Origin of the sequence: Methylobacterium sp. NPDC097929, from assembly GCF_049543375.1 — a bacterium.
Classification (GTDB): Bacteria; Pseudomonadota; Alphaproteobacteria; order Rhizobiales; family Beijerinckiaceae; genus Methylobacterium.
Genome location: NZ_JBMVEP010000008.1, coordinates 169,603 through 186,379, shown reverse-complemented (window position 1 = coordinate 186,379; position 16,777 = coordinate 169,603). Strand labels below are relative to the sequence as shown.

Sequence of the window (16,777 nt, the reverse complement as noted above, 5' to 3'; positions counted from 1 at the left end):
CGTCCCCTATTCCGCCGCTTCGAGGGCGCGACCCCGGGCGAGACCGGAGCACTCGGCGAGCACCCGCGAAGCGCGGGCGATCGGGTTGGTGAGGTAGAAGTCGGTCACGGGCGAGGCGAAGCTGGCCTTTTCCGTCCCGGCCGGGAGCGACGCGAGCCTTTCCAGCGCGGCCGCGGCGTCCGACGCCTCGACCTGCCCGACCGCCGCGAGATGCGGGTGCTCGGCATACATCGCCCTGCGCAAAGCCGCGAGCGAATCGTAGGGCAGGCGCTTGCCCAGCACGTCGGAGAGCGCGCGCAGGATCGCCCAATCCTCGCGGGCATCGCCCGGCGGGAAGCCCGCGCGGTTGGCCATCTGCACCCGGCCTTCGAGGTTGACGTAGGTCGCGCTCTTCTCGGTGTAGGCCGCGCCCGGCAGGATCACGTCGGCGCGGCTGGCGCCGGCATCGCCGTGGGTGCCCTGGTAGATCACGAAGGCGCCCGGTCCGATCACCCGCTCGTCGGCGCCGAGGTTGAACACGATGTCGAGGGCGCCCGGCTCCAGCATCTGCGAGAAGGTCATCCCGCCCTCACCCGGCACGAAACCGAGATCGAGCGCGCCGACGCGGGCGGCCGCCGTGTTGAGCACGCCGAAGCCGTTCCACTCCGCGCCGACCGCGCCGACATCCTTGGCCAGAGCCGCGATGGCCGCGAGCGAGCCGAAGGCGCCCTCGCCCACGATCACGAGCGGGCGCTCGGCCTTCCGCAGCACGTCGAGGAAGCTGTGCTCGCCCTTGGCCAGGGCGGCGAGCGTGTCGGTGCCGGCGCCGAGATAGGTGTAGGGGTAGGTCAGGTCCGGCTGCTCGTCGAGGATCAGGCCGATCGAGACCGGGGCCATGCGCCAACGCTTGCGGATGCGCACGTTCAGGAGCGAGGCCTCGGTGCGCGGGTTGGCCCCGAGGATCAGGATCGCGTCCGCCGCCTCGATGCCGGGGATGGTCGCGCCCAGCGTGTAGGCGGCCCGGCCCCAGGCCGGATCGATCGCCTCGCCGCTCTGGCGGGCGTCGAGGTTCGTCACACCCAGCGAGCCCATGAGCCCCTTGAGCGCGAAGATCTCTTCCGCACCGGCCAGATCGCCGACGAGCGCGCCGACGCGCTTCGGGTCCGCGCCCTTCATCCGGGCGGCGATGGCCGAGAAAGCCTCGCCCCACGAGGCCGGACGCAGGCACCCGTTCTCGCGCAGGAACGGCCGGTCGAGGCGCTGCAGGCGCAGGCCATCGACCACGTGGCGGGTCTTATCGGAGATCCACTCCTCGTTGATGTCGTCGTTGATGCGCGGCTCGATCTGCATCACCTCGCGGCCGCGGGCATCAATGCGGATCGCCGAACCCACCGCATCCATCACGTCGACCGACTCGGTCTTGTGCAGCTCCCACGGGCGCACGTTGTAGCTCTGCGGATTGTGCACCAGCGCGCCGACGGGGCAGAGGTCGGCCACGTTGCCCTGAAGCTCCGAGCCCATCGCCTGTTCGAGGTAGCTCGTGATTTCCATGTCCTCGCCGCGGCCGATGGCGCCGAGATCCGGCACGCCCGCGACTTCCGCGAGGAAGCGGACGCAGCGGGTGCAGTGGATGCAGCGGTTCATCGCCGTGCGCACCAGCGGGCCGATATACTTCTCCTCGACCGCCCGCTTGTTCTCACGGTAGCGGGTCGAGTCGACGCCGTAGGCCATCGCCTGATCCTGCAGGTCGCAATGGCCGCCCTGGTCGCAGATCGGGCAATCGAGCGGGTGGTTGATGAGGAGAAACTCCATCACCCCCTCGCGGGCCTTCTTGGTCGTGCCCGAGCGCGTCAGCACCTCCGGCGGCTCGCCGTTAGGGCCGGGCCGGCAATCCTTCACCGCGTAGGCGCAGGAGGCCACGGGCTTGGGCGCACCCTTCAGCTCGACCAGGCACATGCGGCAATTGCCGGCGATCGACAGCCGCTCGTGGAAGCAGAAGCGCGGAATCTCCGCGCCGGCGATCTCGCAGGCCTGCAGCAGGGTGTAGTCGGCCGGGACATCGACCTCGGTGCCGTCGATGAGGATTTTGGTCATCGGGTCATCTCGAAGGTGAGCATCGGGGCGGCGCTCACTCGGCCGCCATCGGCACCGCATCCATGTGCGGGTTGGCGCTGTACTGGTCGATCCGCTTCTCGATCTCGGGGCGGAAGTGCCGGATCAGGCCCTGGATCGGCCAAGCCGCGGCGTCGCCGAGCGCGCAGATCGTGTGGCCCTCGACCTGCTTGGTGACTTCCAAGAGCATGTCGATCTCGCGCTTCTGCGCCCGGCCGGCGGCCATGCGGGTCAGCACGCGCCACATCCAGCCGGTGCCCTCGCGGCAGGGCGTGCACTGGCCACAGCTCTCGTGCTTGTAGAAGTACGAGATCCGGGCGATCGCGCCGACGATGTCGGTCGACCGGTCGAGCACGATCACCGCCGCCGTGCCCAGCCCCGAGCCGAGGTTGCGCAGGGTGTCGAAGTCCATCTTGGCGTCGATGATCTGCTCGGCCGGCACCAGCGGCACCGAGGAGCCGCCGGGGATGGAGCAGAGCAGGTTGTCCCAGCCGCCGCGCATGCCGCCGCAATGCTTGTCGATCAGCTCGCGGAAGGTGATGCCGAGCTCTTCCTCGACGTTGCAGGGCTTGTTGACGTGTCCCGAGACGCAGAACAGCTTGGTGCCGGTGTTGTTCTTGCCGCCGAGGCCCGCGAACCACGCGCCGCCGCGGCGCAGGATCGTGCCGGCCACCGCGATCGACTCGACGTTGTTGACGGTCGTGGGGCAGCCATAGAGGCCCATATTGGCCGGGAATGGCGGCTTCAGCCGCGGCATGCCCTTCTTGCCCTCGAGACTCTCGATAAGGGCCGTCTCCTCGCCGCAGATATAGGCGCCGGCGCCGTGGTGGACGTAGATGTCGAAGGGGTAGTCGTGGACGTTCGACGGACCGACGAGGCGCGCCTCGTAGGCCTCGTCCACCGCGCGCTGGAGGGCGAACTTCTCCGCCACGTACTCGCCGCGGATGTAGATGTAGCAGGCATGCGCACCCATGGCGAAGGAGGCCAGCATGCAGCCCTCGATCAGGAGATGCGGATCGTGCCGCATGATCTCCCGGTCCTTGCAGGTGCCCGGCTCCGACTCGTCGGCGTTGACGACGAGGTAGTGCGGGCGCCCGTCGGACTTCTTGGGCATGAACGACCATTTCAGGCCGGTCGGGAAGCCCGCGCCGCCGCGACCGCGCAGCCCGGAACCCTTCATCTCGTCGATGATCCAGTCCCGGCCCATGTCGAGCAGGAACTTGGTGCCGTCCCAGGCGCCGCGTTTCTTCGCGGCGTCCAGCCCCGGCGAGTGAAGGCCGTAGAGATTGGTGAAGATGCGATCCTGATCGGCGAGCATGATCCGCTCCTCAGCCCCTGCTGCCGGCGAGATCGGCCGCTTGGCCGACCCAGTTCTCCCGGTCGATCCGTCCCGGGAAGGCGAGGTAGGCGCTCACCCAGGCGACCTCGGCCGGCGACCACGCGGCGACCTGATCGTAGTGCCAGACGCCGAGATCGTTGAGGCGGCGCTGGTTGACCGGCCCGATGCCCTTGATCTTGGTCAGGTCGTCCGGGCGGTCGTCTCGGGGGGCGTCGAGGCCCTTGGGACGGGTGCCCGCAGCGTCGGCCCGGGCCTCCGGATTCTCGCCCTCGGGCACGTCGTCGCCGGCGCCGACCGTCGCCGGATGCTGCGGCGGCTCCGTGCGCAGAACCTTGTCCTCCTCGACGGCGGGGTCCTGTGCGGTCGGCGCCTTCGCGTCGCGGGCTGCGGCCTGATCCTCCGCCTTCACCGGCGTCTCGCCGGCGCTCGCCCGCTCGGCGGGGGCATCGACGGCGTTCGATTCGTTCGCGCGACCGGCGGACGGACGGGCCGGCTTGGTCTCGTCCTTGACGCGGGCCTCGGTCGAGGCGGCCTCGTCCCGCTTGACGCTCTCTCCGCCCTGGTCGGCGCCCTCGGTCTGCTCGAAGCGCTTGCGCCAAGCGCCGACACGCGAGCCGTCGAACAGCGACTCGTCCGTCAGCGTGTTGACCGCATCCTTCGGCTCGGAGGAGACGCGACCGATCTGCGAGCCGATCTTGACGGGGCGTCCGGCGGCGAGATCGTCGAGGAGCTTGTTCAGGCTCTCCGGCGTCAGATCCTCGTAGTAGTCCTGGTTGATCTGCACCATCGGCGCGTTGCAGCAGGCACCCAGGCACTCGACTTCGAGCCAGGAGAAATTGCCGTCGGCCGTGACGTGGCCGGGCGGGCCGAGACGCTCCTGGAGCGCGGCCTTCAGCTCCTTCGCCCCGCAGCAATCGCAGGGCACGGTGCCGCAGAGCTGGACCCAGAAGCGGCCGACGGGCGCCAGCGCGAACATGGTGTAGAAGCTTGCCACCTCCAGCACGCGGATATGCGGCATGCCGAGCTGATCGGCGACCGCCTCGATCGCCTTCTGCGGCAGCCAGCCGCCGTTCTGCTCCTGCGCCTTCCACAGAAGCGGGATCACGGCCGAAGCCTCTCGGCCCTCCGGATATTTCGCGATCTGGCCGCGCGCCCAGTCGGCGTTCTCGGAGGTGAACGCGAAGTTCTGGGGCTGCTCGGCGGCGGGGGCTAGCCTGCGGTTCGCCATGACGTTTCCACCCGTCTCCTTCAGCGGTCCACTTCGCCGAACACGATGTCGAGCGTGCCGAGCACGCAGGACACGTCGGCGAGCAAGTGGCCGCGGCACATCCAGTCCATAGCCTGAAGATGGGCAAAGCCCGGAGCGCGGATCTTGCAGCGGTAGGGTTTGTTGGTGCCGTCGGAGACGAGGTAGACGCCGAACTCGCCCTTGGGCGCCTCGACCGCCGCATAGACCTCACCCTCGGGCACGTGAAAACCCTCGGTGTAGAGCTTGAAGTGGTGGATGAGCGCTTCCATCGAGCGCTTCATCTCCCGGCGCGGCGGCGGTGCGAACTTACCGTCCACCGAGGCGATCGGCCCCTGTCCGGCCGGCTCGCGAAGCTTGGTGCAGCACTGCCGCATGATCTTCACGGATTCCCGCATCTCTTCCATGCGGATCACCTGGCGATCGTAGGTGTCGCCGTTCTTCCCCACCGGGATGTCGAACTCCATCTCCTCGTAGAGTTCGTAGGGCTGCGACTTGCGCAGGTCCCACGGGATGCCGGAGCCGCGCACCATCACGCCCGAGAAGCCCCAGGCCATGGCCTCGTCCACCGAGACGATGCCGATGTCGACATTGCGCTGCTTGAAGATGCGGTTGGCCATGACGAGGTTGTCGAGGTCGTCGACCACCTGCAGGAACGGATCGCAGAACGCCTCGATGTCGTCGATCAGCGCGGGCGGCAGGTCCTGGTGGACGCCGCCGGGGCGGAAGTAGTTGGCGTGGAGACGAGCGCCCGAAGCGCGCTCGTAGAAGATCATCAGCTTCTCGCGCTCCTCGAAGCCCCACAGGGGCGGCGTCAGCGCGCCGACATCCATCGCCTGCGTGGTGACGTTGAGAAGGTGGGAGAGCAGCCGCCCGATCTCGCAGAACAGGGTGCGGATGAGCTGGGCCCGGCGCGGCACCTCGATGCCGGCGAGCCGCTCGATCGCGAGGCAGAAGGCGTGCTCCTGGTTCATCGGCGACACGTAGTCGAGCCGGTCGAAATAGGGCGTCGCCTGGAGGTAGGTCTTGTGCTCGATCAGCTTCTCGGTGCCGCGGTGGAGGAGGCCGATATGCGGATCGACCCGCTCGACCACCTCGCCGTCGAGCTCCAGCACGAGGCGCAGCACGCCGTGCGCCGCCGGGTGCTGCGGCCCGAAGTTGATCGAGAAGTTGCGGATGTTGTGTTCGGACATGCCCGCGGCCCTCAGCTCGACGTCTTCTCGTCACCCGGCAGCACGTAGTCCGTGCCCTCCCACGGCGACAGGAAGTCGAAGTTGCGGAACTCCTGGGTCAGCTTGACCGGCTCGTAGACGACGCGCGCCTCGTCCTGGTCGTAACGGACCTCGACGAAGCCGGTCAGCGGGAAATCCTTGCGCAGCGGGTGGCCCTCGAACCCGTAATCGGTCAGCAGGCGGCGCAGGTCGGGATGGCCCGAGAACAGGATGCCGTAGAGGTCGTAGGTCTCGCGCTCGAACCAGTTCGCCGCCGGGAAGACGGGAATGGCGGACGGCACCGGCGTGGCGGCGTCGGTCTGCACCTTCACGCGCACCCGCATGTTATGGCGCAGGCTGAGCAGGTGGTAGACGACGTCGAAGCGGCGCGCCCGCTGCGGGTAGTCGGCGCCGCAGATGTCGATGAAGCAGCGGAAGGCGCAGGCCGGTTCGTCGCGCAGGTAGGTCAGCGCGTAGACGATGTCGCTGCCCTGGACGACGACGGTCAGTTCGCCGAAGGCGACCGACCAGTCCGTAACCGCGGGGCCGAGCGCCCCGGCGATCCGCTCGCCCATCGCCTGCAGGGCCGACTCGCCCTGAGCCGCTTCGACCGTCCGGCGCAGCGTGATGCCGTTGGTGGTGATGGCCTCCATCGCGCCCTCCCTCACCGCTCGATCGTGCCGATGCGGCGGATCTTCCGCTGCAACAGCAGGACGCCGTAGAGCAACGCTTCAGCGCTCGGCGGGCAGCCCGGCACATAGATGTCCACGGGCACCACCCGGTCGCAGCCGCGCACCACCGAGTAGGAGTAGTGATAGTAGCCGCCGCCGTTGGCGCAGGAGCCCATGGAGATGACGTAGCGCGGCTCCGGCATCTGGTCGTAGACCTTGCGCAGGGCCGGGGCCATCTTGTTGGTCAGCGTGCCGGCCACGATCATCACGTCGGACTGGCGCGGGCTGCCGCGCGGCGCGAAGCCGAAGCGCTCGCAATCGTAGCGCGGCATCGACATCTGCATCATCTCGACGGCACAGCAGGCCAGACCGAAGGTCATCCACATCAGCGAGCCGGTGCGGGCCCAGTTGATGAGCTCGTCGGCGCTGGTGACGAGGAATCCGCGATCGGCCAACTCGTCGTTGATCGACAGGAAGGTCGGGTCGTTCGCACCGATCGGACGCCCGGTCGCGGGATCGATGATCCCCTTCGGCGCGGGCGCGACCAGGGGCGCGCGGGAGAGGGTCGGAGTCAGGGCCATGTCTGCCTCTGATCGAGAACGGAGGGGAAGCGACGCGAGTGAGCCCGCGCCGTTAGTCCCATTCGAGGGCGCCCTTGCGCCACTCGTAGACGAAGCCGACGGTGAGAACGCCGAGGAAGGCCATCATCGACCAGAAGCCGAACCAGCCGAGCTCCCCGAAGGTGATCGCCCAGGGGAACAGGAAGGCAACCTCAAGGTCGAAGATGATGAACAGGATCGCCACGAGATAGAAGCGCACGTCGAACTTCATGCGCGCGTCGTCGAAGGCGTTGAAGCCGCACTCGTAGGCCGACAGCTTCTCCGGATCGGGGCTCGAATAAGCCACGACGAAGGGAGCAACCAGCAGCGCCACCGCGATGAACAGCGACACGCCGATGAACACGATGAGCGGCAGGTAGTCTGCCAGCAGGCCGGTCATGCCGCACCCCTCATTTCGTTGCGCGTGAGGATCATGGGAGAGTGCCCTCGCGACGGGTCCGAACACGAGAAATTCCTGCGATGGAATTCCTCCAATGCCAGACTGAGCGCCGGGCGAGGCTTAGACGAGCCCCCCCGGCGAAACAAGGGTATTGCGCGTCGCACAATCACCCCTTTCGCTGACAGATGGGGGTATCCATGCACACGACCACGGAGACGGATCGGCGCAGGCCCGACCACGGTTGAGCCTCGCCGCATCATCCCCGCCGCCCCCATGTTCTTATTCGTGGTATCTGGCATACCAGAGGTCGCCGCCGCAAGCACGACCTCGACGCCGCACAACGGATTCCCTTCGGCGGAAGCCGCTCGCTCCTCCGGCGCGGAGGCGGTCCCGTTCGAGGTTCGTGAGGGCATTTCCCCGATCCGTCGCCGAACCGTCGCATTCCACGATTCCGCGGCTTGACAGCCCAGGGCGCCCCACCTAAACCCCGCCTCGTCGCCGACACGAGCCCAGCCGGCCGGCGACGCAGAACGCGGGCGTAGCTCAGTCGGTTAGAGTGCCGGCCTGTCACGCCGGAGGTCGCGGGTTCGAGCCCCGTCGCCCGCGCCATGTTTCCCGCTCCGCCGGAAACACCTCCCTTCCAATCAGCATCAGCCCTCACGCCAAGCATCAGAGCTTGTGCTGTCGTCGGCATGTGGTGCGTGGCTGCAAGGCCACAGGCGTCAGCCTCATCCGGCGCTGGCCGCGGACCGCCGTGGTTTCGCCGCAGGTTTTGCGGAATCGGGCGCCTCCTCGTGGCCGCCCTGCTGACTCCGATGCCGAACCTTCGTCTATCCGCCGTCGCGACGCTGATCGCGCTGACGCTCGCCGGTTGCGGCGGATCTCCCGTTCTTGACGCAGCCCAGCCGACGCTGCCCGCGATTCTCGACGAGCAGGCGGCCGCCGCAGCGATCTCGCGCTACCGGGCGCAGCACGGCCTGGGGCCCGTCTCGCTCGATCGCAGCCTCATCAGCGCGGCCTCGTTCCAGGCACAGGCCAATGCGCGGGCGGGGCGGCTCAGCCACGAGATCGCCGGCAGCTTCGACAGCCGCATGGCGGGCGCCGGCTTCGGTCGGCGCTACGCCTCGGAGAATCTCAGCGCGGGTTCGGAGACCTTCGATCAGGTGCTGGCGCGCTGGAAGGCCTCGCCGGAGCACAATCGCAACATGCTGATGCCGCAGCTGCGCCGGGTCGGCATCGCCCGAGTCGATGCCCCGACGACCCGCTACAAGCGCTTCTGGGCGCTCGTGATGGCGGGTGATTGAGGCAGGCGGCCCGGGTCGCGAGGAGCCGGGCCGCCCCGCGCGCCACCGTATCGGGGCCTATTGCACCTGGGCGAGCAGCGGCTCCATGCGCTTCTGCGTGAGCTTGTTGTGCTGGACGCTCTTGGCGGCCTCCAGATTGTCGCGCTTGTCGCCGACCACGACGAGCGCGACCATGCCCATCAAGTAGTGGGGCGAGCATTTGAAGCCGTAGACGCCCTCGCGCTCGAAGGTCACCACCGCCTCCTGCCCGACGGTCGACTTCACGTAGTCCGCGCCGTCCGGCGCCATCCCCTTGATGGTCTCGACGTTGTGCCCCTTGTCGGTGGGCAGGAACTTGATGCTGTCGCCGGGCTTCAGTCGCACGAAGGCGGGATCGAACACCATCATGCCGCCCGGCCCGCTGTTGAGCATCTTGACCGGGATTTCGTCCGCCGCCGCCGCCGGCAGGGCAGCGGCAAGGGCAACCGCAGCGGCTAAAGCTTTGAAGATCGTCATTCGCTTTCTCGGAATAATTCTTAAAAACATCGGCGAATCTCGCCGATATACGCAAGATAACGAGCCAATCGCACAGCACCAAATTGTCATTTATTTAGGAAATTGAATAATTATACTTCGAACGGTGTGCGGGATACGTGCCTCCCTGCCCCTCGAGCGGCGGGCCTTTCAAACCTGCGCGGCTGCGTGTAAACGCGGGGCTTGACGATCATCCCAGCCGCCTGCGCCCCCTTGGCGCCGCCCGACACCGGCGGCGCGCGAGGGCGAGCGCGCGCGAACTCGATTCAAGGCGCTCAATGCCGAAACGCACCGACATCTCCTCCATCCTCATCATCGGTGCGGGGCCCATCATCATCGGGCAGGCCTGCGAGTTCGATTACTCCGGGACCCAGGCCTGCAAGGCCCTGCGGGAAGAAGGCTACCGGATCGTCCTGGTGAACTCGAACCCGGCGACGATCATGACCGACCCGGACATGGCCGACGCGACCTATGTCGAGCCGATCACCCCGGAGATCGTGGCCAAGATCATCGAGAAGGAGCGGCCCGACGCGCTGCTCCCCACCATGGGCGGACAGACGGCGCTGAACTGCGCGCTCTCCTTGAAGCGCATGGGCGTGCTGGAAAAGTTCGGCGTGCAGATGATCGGCGCGACCGCCGAGGCCATCGACAAGGCGGAGGACCGCAACCTCTTCCGCGACGCGATGACCAAGATCGGTCTGGAGACGCCGAAATCGGCGCTGGCCAACGCCTCGGCCGCCAAGAAGGTCGATCGCGACCGCTATCTCGCCGAGAAGGCCCGGATCGAGGGCGCGAATTCCGATTCGGCCGCCCGCGAGGCGGCGCTCGCCGAGTTCGAGCGCCAGTGGAGCGGAGCCGAGGGCGACCGGCGCCGGCGCTACATCGAGCACGCGCTCGGCCAGGCCCTGATCGCGCTCGCCGAAGTCGGCCTGCCGGCGATCATCCGCCCCTCCTTCACCATGGGCGGCACCGGCGGCGGCATCGCCTACAATCGGGAGGAATTCCTCGAGATCGTCGAGCGCGGCATCGACGCCTCGCCGACCAACGAGGTGCTGATCGAGGAGAGCGTGCTCGGCTGGAAGGAGTACGAGATGGAGGTCGTCCGCGATCGGGCGGACAACTGCATCATCGTCTGCTCCATCGAGAACGTCGATCCGATGGGCGTGCATACCGGCGATTCCATCACCGTCGCCCCCGCGCTGACCCTCACCGACAAAGAGTATCAGGTGATGCGCGACGCCTCGCTCGCCGTGCTGCGCGAGATCGGGGTCGAGACCGGCGGCTCCAACGTGCAGTTCGCGATCAACCCCGAGAACGGTCGGATGATCGTGATCGAGATGAACCCGCGGGTCTCGCGCTCCTCGGCGCTCGCCTCGAAGGCCACCGGCTTCCCGATCGCCAAGGTCGCGGCCAAGCTCGCCGTCGGCTACACGCTCGACGAGATCGCCAACGACATCACCGGCGGCGCGACCCCGGCCTCGTTCGAGCCGACGATCGACTACGTCGTCACCAAGATCCCGCGCTTCGCCTTCGAGAAGTTCCCCGGCGCGGAGCCGACGCTGACCACCGCGATGAAGTCGGTGGGCGAGGCCATGGCGATCGGCCGCTGCTTCGCGGAATCGCTGCAGAAGGCCCTGCGCTCCCTGGAGACGGGCCTCACCGGCCTCGACGAGATCGAGATCGAGGGCTTGGGCAAGGGCGACGACCACAACGCCATCAAGGCGGCGCTGGGCACGCCGACGCCGGACCGCCTGCTCAAGGTCGCCCAGGCGATGCGCCTCGGGATCAGCCACGAGGAGATTCACGCCTCCTGCCGGATCGACCCGTGGTTCCTGGAGCAGCTTCAGGCCATCGTCGATCTGGAGAACCGAGTGAAGGCGCACGGCCTGCCCCAAACGCCGGGCGCCTTCCGCCAGCTCAAGGCGGCCGGCTTCTCCGATGCGCGGCTCGCCGTCCTCACGGATACCGACGAGGAGGCCGTGCGCGCCGCACGCCGGGCGCTGAACGTGCGCCCCGTCTTCAAGCGGATCGACACCTGCGCCGCTGAGTTCAAGGCGCCGACCGCCTACATGTACTCGTCCTACGTCGCGCCGTTCGCCGGCACGGTGGCCGACGAAGCGTACCCGTCGGACAAGAAGAAGGTCATCATCCTCGGCGGCGGCCCGAACCGGATCGGCCAGGGCATCGAGTTCGACTATTGCTGCTGCCACGCCTGCTTCGCACTCACCGAGGCCGGCTACGAGACCATCATGGTCAACTGCAACCCGGAGACGGTCTCGACCGACTACGACACCTCCGACCGGCTCTACTTCGAGCCGCTGACGGCGGAGGACGTGCTGGAGATCATCGAGACCGAGCGGCAGGCGGGCCAGCTTCACGGCGTGATCGTGCAGTTCGGCGGACAGACACCGCTCAAGCTCGCCCGCGCGCTCGAGGGCGCCGGCGTGCCGATCCTCGGCACCTCGCCCGACGCGATCGACCTCGCCGAGGACCGCGACCAGTTCAAGCGGCTGCTCGACAAGCTCGGCCTCAAGCAGCCCAAAAACGGCATCGCCTACTCGGTGGAGCAGAGCCGGCTGGTGGCGGCCGAACTCGGCCTGCCCTTCGTGGTGCGCCCCAGCTACGTGCTCGGCGGGCGCGCCATGGCGATCATCCGCGACGAAGCGCAGTTCGCCGAGTACCTGCTCGGGACGCTGCCGAGCCTGATCCCGTCCGACATCAAGGCGCGCTACCCCAACGACAAGACGGGGCAGATCAACACGGTGCTGGGCAAGAACCCGCTCCTGTTCGACCGCTACCTGTCGGATGCGACCGAGGTCGACGTGGACGCGGTCTGCGACGGCGAGAGCGTGTTCATCGCCGGCATCATGGAGCATATCGAGGAGGCGGGCATCCACTCGGGCGATTCCGCCTGCTCGCTGCCCCCGCGCACGCTCGCGCCCGAGATCCTGGCGGAGTTGGAGCGCCAGACCAGGGCGATGGCGCTCGCGCTCAAGGTCGGCGGCCTGATGAACGTGCAGTACGCCATCAAGGACGGCGCGATCTACGTGCTGGAGGTGAACCCGCGCGCCTCGCGCACGGTGCCCTTCGTCGCAAAGGTCATCGGCGAGCCGATCGCCAAGATCGCCGCAAGGATCATGGCCGGCGAGCGCCTCGACACCTTCGGCCTCAAGCCGAAGCGGCTCGACCACATCGCGGTGAAGGAAGCGGTGTTCCCCTTCGCCCGGTTCCCCGGCGTCGACGTGCTGCTCGGGCCCGAGATGCGCTCGACGGGCGAGGTGATCGGGTTGGATGCCGGCTTCGGCGTGGCCTTCGCCAAGAGCCAGCTCGGCTCCGGCACGGCGGTGCCGCGCACGGGCACGGTGTTCGTCTCCGTGCGCGACGACGACAAGCCCCGCGTGCTGCCGGCGATCCGGCTGCTGCACGCGCTCGGCTTCACCATCCTCGCGACCAGCGGCACGCAGCGCTACCTCGCCGAGGAGGGCATCCCGACGAACCGCATCAACAAGGTTCTGGAGGGCCGTCCCCACATCGTGGATGCCATCAAGAACGGCGAGATCGCGCTCGTCATCAACACCACCGAGGGCGCCGGTGCGCTCTCGGACTCCCGCTCGCTCAGGCGGGCGGCCCTCTTGCATAAAGTGCCGTACTACACCACTCTGGCCGGCGCGATGGCGGCGGCCGAGGGGATCAAAGCCTATCTCGAAGGCGATCTTCAGGTGCGCGCCTTGCAGGAATACTTCGCGGCCTAAATAGACTCCGCGTGGCAAGCCCTCCGCCCCTCACAAGGCGGGCGGCTTCGAGCCACGCGTTCAAGAGCCGTTTCCCGGCCCGGAAGGAGCACCCCGCTCCGGCCGGGCCTCTTCATTGTGGCGCGAGACCATGAGCATCGACAAGCTTCCCATCACGGCACGCGGCTACGCAGCCCTCGAGGAGGAGCTGAAGCGTCGCCAGCAGGTGGAACGTCCCCGGATCATCCAGGCGATTTCCGAGGCCCGCGCGCTCGGCGACCTCTCCGAGAATGCCGAGTATCACGCCGCCAAGGAGGCCCAGTCCCACAACGAGGGCCGGGTGCTCGAACTGGAGAGCATGATCGCGCGCGCCGAGATCATCGACACCTCGAAGCTGTCCGGCGCCAAGATCAAGTTCGGCGCCCGCGTGAAGCTCGTGGACGAGGACACCGAGGAGGAGAAGACCTACCAGCTCGTCGGCGAGCCGGAGGCGGACGTGCGCGAGGGCCGGGTCTCGATCTCCTCGCCGATCGCCCGCGCCCTGATCGGCAAGGCCGTCGGCGATACGGTGGAGGTCACCACGCCCGGCGGCGGCAAGTCCTACGAGGTCGTCGCCGTCGAGTGGGGAGCCTGAACCCCTTGCGCGTCCTCGGCCTCGCGGCCCTGATCGGCCTCCTCGCCGGGGCGGCTCCCGCCCTGGCGCAGGGGTTCGACCGGATCGGCGGCGTCGCCGTCGACATGCGCCCGCTTCAGGCCTATGCCCGCGGCCCGCAGGCGGAAGCCCTGCGCGCGGACCTGACCGAGGCCCTGCGACGCAGCTTCGGTGACCGCATCGTGCGCGGAGCCCCGACGCTGGTGGTGCGGGTGAGCGGCCTCACCCTCAACCCCTATGCGGGCGGCGAGGGCGTCGGCCGCGGCGGCAGCTTCGGGGGCGGCGGCTCGACCGATTACCTCGACGGCGAAGCTCTGCTGGTGGGCCGCGGGGGCGAGATCCTCGCGCGCCATCCCCAGCTCTCGGCCCTGCCCGCGAGTTCGGGCGGCGCGTGGTACGATCCGGCCTCCGAGCGGCGCCGGCTCGCGGCGCTCGCCGAGCACTACGCCCAGTGGCTGCGGCGGATGCTCCCGGCCCAGTAGGGCCGGTTCCGAAGCGCTTTTCGCCGAAGTGGGCACCGGTTCGGCGTCGAAGAGCGCATCAGAACGAAAGTCGGAGGTTTGCGTCGCGTGAACGAGACAGGGCCGGTGACGGCGGACGGCAGCGTGCCGCCGGACCTCGCGCATGCCCGTGCCTGGATCGTCACCGACGGCAAGGCGGGCGACGAGAACCAGTGCATCGGCATCGCCGAGGCTCTGGGCATCTCCTACGAGAGGCGACGCATTCCCAAGGGGCGCCCGCTGACCTGGATGGCGCCCTGGGGGCCGATCGACCCCCGCGACGCGCCGGGCCGGGCCGGCGGCATGCTGGAAGGCCCGCTGCCCGATCTCCTGATCGCCTCGGGGCGCCGCGCCGTGCCCTATCTGCGCGCCGTGCGCCGCGCCTCGGGCGAGCGGACCTTCACCGCCTTCCTCAAGGACCCGCGCACCGGCCACGACACCGCCGACTTCATCTGGGTGCCGGATTACGACGACCTGCGCGGCCCCAACGTCTTCACCACCCTGACCGCTCCGCACCCGGTCTCCCGCACCCGCCTCGACGCGGCCCGCCTGACCCCCGATCCGCGGCTTGCCGGCCTGCCCTGGCCGCGCATCGCCGTCCTGATCGGCGGCGATAGCCGTCATCTGCGCTACCGCAAGACGGACATGCGCCGGCTGGTGCGCGACCTGACCAAGCTCGCCGAGGGCGGCTGCTCGCTGATGCTGACGGTCTCCCGGCGCACCCCTCCGGATCTGCGCACGGCGCTGGAGAACCTCGTCCGGGACAAGGGCGGCTTCTTCTGGGACGGCAGCGGCGAGAATCCTTACGTCGGCATGCTGGCCATCGCCGACCACATCGTCGTCACCTCGGACTCGGCCAACATGGTGGGCGAGGCGGCCAGCACCGGTGTGCCCCTCCTGCTGTTCGACCTGCCGCGCACCTATATCCGGCACAGGCGGATGTTCGCGGGCCTCGCCATGGCCGGGGCACTGAAGCCGTTCATCGGCCGGCTGGAGGCTCTGCGCTACGCACCCATCGACGCCACGCCGACCATCGCCGCGGCCCTGGCCGAGGCCTACGAGCGCCACCGGCGGCAAGGGATGACGGGCGAGCGGACGACCGCTCCGCCCACTCCGGCACCATCCCCGGCGCGTCCGCCCTTCTGAGCGGAACCGGCGGAACGGGACGTTTCCCGGTCTCCGGCGACAGGTTGAGAAGAAATTTTTGATCGCGCGGTGTCAGACTGGGCGCGACGATTCACAGGACGAGAGAGCGGCCCGCACCGGCAACAGCGGAGCCGGCCGCCGACAGGAGAGGGCACAGAATGGCGCACACCCATGCGAGGCTCGTGATCATCGGCTCGGGGCCGGCGGGCTACACCGCCGCGATCTACGCCGCCCGCGCCATGGTCGAGCCCCTGCTGATCTCGGGCTTCCAGCCCGGCGGCCAGCTCATGATCACCACCGACGTGGAGAATTACCCGGGCTTCGCCGAGGCGATCCAGGGGCCGTGGCTCATGGAGCAGATGCGCCTCCAGGCCGAGCACGTGGGTACGAAGATCCTCTCCGAATACATCACGAGCGTCGATCTGAACGTCCGCCCCTTCCGGCTCGAGGCGGATTCCGGCGAGACCTACAGCTGTGACGCGCTCATCATCGCCACCGGCGCGCAGGCCAAGTGGCTCGGCCTGCCGTCGGAGGCGAAATTCCAGGGCTTCGGCGTCTCGGCCTGCGCCACCTGCGACGGCTTCTTCTTCCGCGGCAAGGACGTGACGGTGGTGGGCGGCGGCAACACCGCGGTCGAGGAGGCCCTGTATCTGGCCAACCTCGCCAAATCCGTCACCGTGATCCATCGCCGGGGCGAGTTCCGGGCCGAGCGGATCCTGCAGGAGCGCCTGTTCAAGCATCCCAACGTCACCGTGAAGTGGCACCACGCGGTGGAGGAGATCTGCGGCTCCGACACGCCGCCCTCCGTCACGCATCTGCGCCTCAAGGATCTGCGCACGGGCGAAATCGTCGAGCAGCCGACCGACGGCCTGTTCGTGGCGATCGGGCACCAGCCCGCCACGGGGATATTCGAGGGCCAGCTGCCCATGCGCCAGGGCGGCTACATCAGCGTGAGGCCGGGCACCACCGAGACCAGCATCCCCGGCGTCTTCGCCGCGGGCGACGTCACGGACGATGTCTACCGTCAGGCGATCACCGCGGCGGGCATGGGCTGCATGGCGGCGCTGGAGGCGGAGAAGTACCTCGCCGCCCTCGATGTCGGCGAGAGCCCGGCCCAGGCCGCGGCAGAATAGCAACCGCGTTCGTGGCCCTGCCGGTTCGTCCCGGCGGGTACGGCGCCATCGAGAAAAACCCGAAGTAGTTTTCAGAAGAACCCTCGCTTCGCCGCCATGTCGGCCGGCGAAGCGAGGCGGACCGGGCGTTTTTGAAGCAGTACAAAACGTTGTCAGGCCCCAACTTCCCTGTTGACGACGGCGACGACGCAACCAAATCGCAAGCTTGTTGTCCTAGCCTGAGCGGTGCCGGAGCCGGCAG

General features: G+C 68.4%; 14 protein-coding genes and 1 tRNA gene. 7 read left to right on the top strand and 8 right to left on the bottom strand.

Going from position 1 to position 16,777, the window contains the following annotated elements:
* Window positions 1-6: 6 nt before the first annotated feature.
* From nuoG to ACPCJR_RS18615, 7 genes are read right to left on the bottom strand one after another with little or no spacing between them, the layout of a single operon-like run.
* On the bottom strand, window positions 7-2,073 hold the full coding sequence (gene nuoG, locus ACPCJR_RS18645) for an NADH-quinone oxidoreductase subunit NuoG (protein ID WP_391513190.1): 2,067 nt from the start codon (window positions 2,071-2,073) through the stop codon (window positions 7-9).
* Between the two features lie 34 nt (window positions 2,074-2,107).
* Window positions 2,108-3,409, bottom strand: coding sequence for an NADH-quinone oxidoreductase subunit NuoF (gene nuoF / locus ACPCJR_RS18640; RefSeq protein ID WP_391513192.1), 1,302 nt, complete (start codon window positions 3,407-3,409; stop codon window positions 2,108-2,110).
* Between the two features lie 10 nt (window positions 3,410-3,419).
* Window positions 3,420-4,658: an NADH-quinone oxidoreductase subunit NuoE gene (gene nuoE / locus ACPCJR_RS18635; protein ID WP_391513194.1), complete on the bottom strand. Its 1,239-nt coding sequence runs from the start codon at window positions 4,656-4,658 to the stop codon at window positions 3,420-3,422.
* Between the two features lie 20 nt (window positions 4,659-4,678).
* Window positions 4,679-5,869: an NADH-quinone oxidoreductase subunit D gene (locus ACPCJR_RS18630; RefSeq protein WP_391513196.1), complete on the bottom strand. Its 1,191-nt coding sequence runs from the start codon at window positions 5,867-5,869 to the stop codon at window positions 4,679-4,681.
* An 11-nt stretch (window positions 5,870-5,880) separates the two neighbouring features.
* Window positions 5,881-6,540, bottom strand: a complete 660-nt coding sequence (locus tag ACPCJR_RS18625) for an NADH-quinone oxidoreductase subunit C (RefSeq protein WP_391513198.1) — start codon at window positions 6,538-6,540, stop codon at window positions 5,881-5,883.
* An 11-nt stretch (window positions 6,541-6,551) separates the two neighbouring features.
* On the bottom strand, window positions 6,552-7,139 hold the full coding sequence (locus tag ACPCJR_RS18620; protein ID WP_331288364.1) for an NADH-quinone oxidoreductase subunit B family protein: 588 nt from the start codon (window positions 7,137-7,139) through the stop codon (window positions 6,552-6,554).
* A gap of 52 nt (window positions 7,140-7,191) precedes the next feature.
* Complete coding sequence (locus ACPCJR_RS18615) at window positions 7,192-7,557, bottom strand: NADH-quinone oxidoreductase subunit A (protein WP_110351753.1); 366 nt, start codon at window positions 7,555-7,557, stop codon at window positions 7,192-7,194.
* Between the two features lie 532 nt (window positions 7,558-8,089).
* Here ACPCJR_RS18615 and ACPCJR_RS18610 point away from each other — a divergent pair.
* A tRNA-Asp gene (locus ACPCJR_RS18610) sits at window positions 8,090-8,166 on the top strand.
* A gap of 206 nt (window positions 8,167-8,372) precedes the next feature.
* A complete protein-coding gene (locus ACPCJR_RS18605; protein ID WP_391513429.1) occupies window positions 8,373-8,861 on the top strand; it encodes a CAP domain-containing protein in 489 nt (162 codons plus the stop codon).
* Between the two features lie 57 nt (window positions 8,862-8,918).
* On the opposite strand, the gene ACPCJR_RS18600 is transcribed toward ACPCJR_RS18605, so the two are convergent.
* Window positions 8,919-9,356 (bottom strand): pseudoazurin, encoded by a 438-nt coding sequence (locus ACPCJR_RS18600; RefSeq protein ID WP_391513200.1) that lies wholly within the window; start codon window positions 9,354-9,356, stop codon window positions 8,919-8,921.
* 296 nt (window positions 9,357-9,652) lie between these two features.
* Between ACPCJR_RS18600 and carB the strand changes: the two genes are divergently transcribed.
* From carB to trxB, 5 genes are all read left to right on the top strand, one after another.
* Window positions 9,653-13,126 carry a carbamoyl-phosphate synthase large subunit gene (gene carB / locus ACPCJR_RS18595; protein WP_391513202.1) on the top strand — a complete coding sequence of 1,158 codons (3,474 nt, stop codon included), beginning with the start codon at window positions 9,653-9,655 and terminating at the stop codon, window positions 13,124-13,126.
* Between the two features lie 136 nt (window positions 13,127-13,262).
* Window positions 13,263-13,739 (top strand): transcription elongation factor GreA, encoded by a 477-nt coding sequence (gene greA, locus ACPCJR_RS18590; protein WP_181425498.1) that lies wholly within the window; start codon window positions 13,263-13,265, stop codon window positions 13,737-13,739.
* Between the two features lie 5 nt (window positions 13,740-13,744).
* Window positions 13,745-14,239 (top strand): hypothetical protein, encoded by a 495-nt coding sequence (locus tag ACPCJR_RS18585; RefSeq protein ID WP_391513204.1) that lies wholly within the window; start codon window positions 13,745-13,747, stop codon window positions 14,237-14,239.
* An 87-nt stretch (window positions 14,240-14,326) separates the two neighbouring features.
* Complete coding sequence (locus ACPCJR_RS18580) at window positions 14,327-15,403, top strand: mitochondrial fission ELM1 family protein (protein ID WP_391513206.1); 1,077 nt, start codon at window positions 14,327-14,329, stop codon at window positions 15,401-15,403.
* A 158-nt stretch (window positions 15,404-15,561) separates the two neighbouring features.
* Complete coding sequence (gene trxB, locus ACPCJR_RS18575) at window positions 15,562-16,536, top strand: thioredoxin-disulfide reductase (protein WP_331288359.1); 975 nt, start codon at window positions 15,562-15,564, stop codon at window positions 16,534-16,536.
* The last annotated feature ends 241 nt before the right edge of the window (window positions 16,537-16,777 follow it).

Excerpts from the sequence above, each read along its gene's own strand:
- nuoF (WP_391513192.1), bottom strand. The coding sequence starts at position 3,409 with ATGCTCGCCGATCAGGATCGCATCTTCACCAATCTCTACGGCCTTCAC.
- ACPCJR_RS18615 (WP_110351753.1), bottom strand. The coding sequence starts at position 7,557 with ATGACCGGCCTGCTGGCAGACTACCTGCCGCTCATCGTGTTCATCGGC.
- trxB (WP_331288359.1), top strand. The coding sequence starts at position 15,562 with ATGGCGCACACCCATGCGAGGCTCGTGATCATCGGCTCGGGGCCGGCG.
- ACPCJR_RS18605 (WP_391513429.1), top strand. The coding sequence starts at position 8,373 with ATGCCGAACCTTCGTCTATCCGCCGTCGCGACGCTGATCGCGCTGACG.
- ACPCJR_RS18630 (WP_391513196.1), bottom strand. The coding sequence starts at position 5,869 with ATGTCCGAACACAACATCCGCAACTTCTCGATCAACTTCGGGCCGCAG.
- nuoG (WP_391513190.1), bottom strand. The coding sequence starts at position 2,073 with ATGACCAAAATCCTCATCGACGGCACCGAGGTCGATGTCCCGGCCGAC.
- ACPCJR_RS18620 (WP_331288364.1), bottom strand. The coding sequence starts at position 7,139 with ATGGCCCTGACTCCGACCCTCTCCCGCGCGCCCCTGGTCGCGCCCGCG.
- carB (WP_391513202.1), top strand. The coding sequence starts at position 9,653 with ATGCCGAAACGCACCGACATCTCCTCCATCCTCATCATCGGTGCGGGG.
- nuoE (WP_391513194.1), bottom strand. The coding sequence starts at position 4,658 with ATGGCGAACCGCAGGCTAGCCCCCGCCGCCGAGCAGCCCCAGAACTTC.
- ACPCJR_RS18625 (WP_391513198.1), bottom strand. The coding sequence starts at position 6,540 with ATGGAGGCCATCACCACCAACGGCATCACGCTGCGCCGGACGGTCGAA.
- ACPCJR_RS18600 (WP_391513200.1), bottom strand. The coding sequence starts at position 9,356 with ATGACGATCTTCAAAGCTTTAGCCGCTGCGGTTGCCCTTGCCGCTGCC.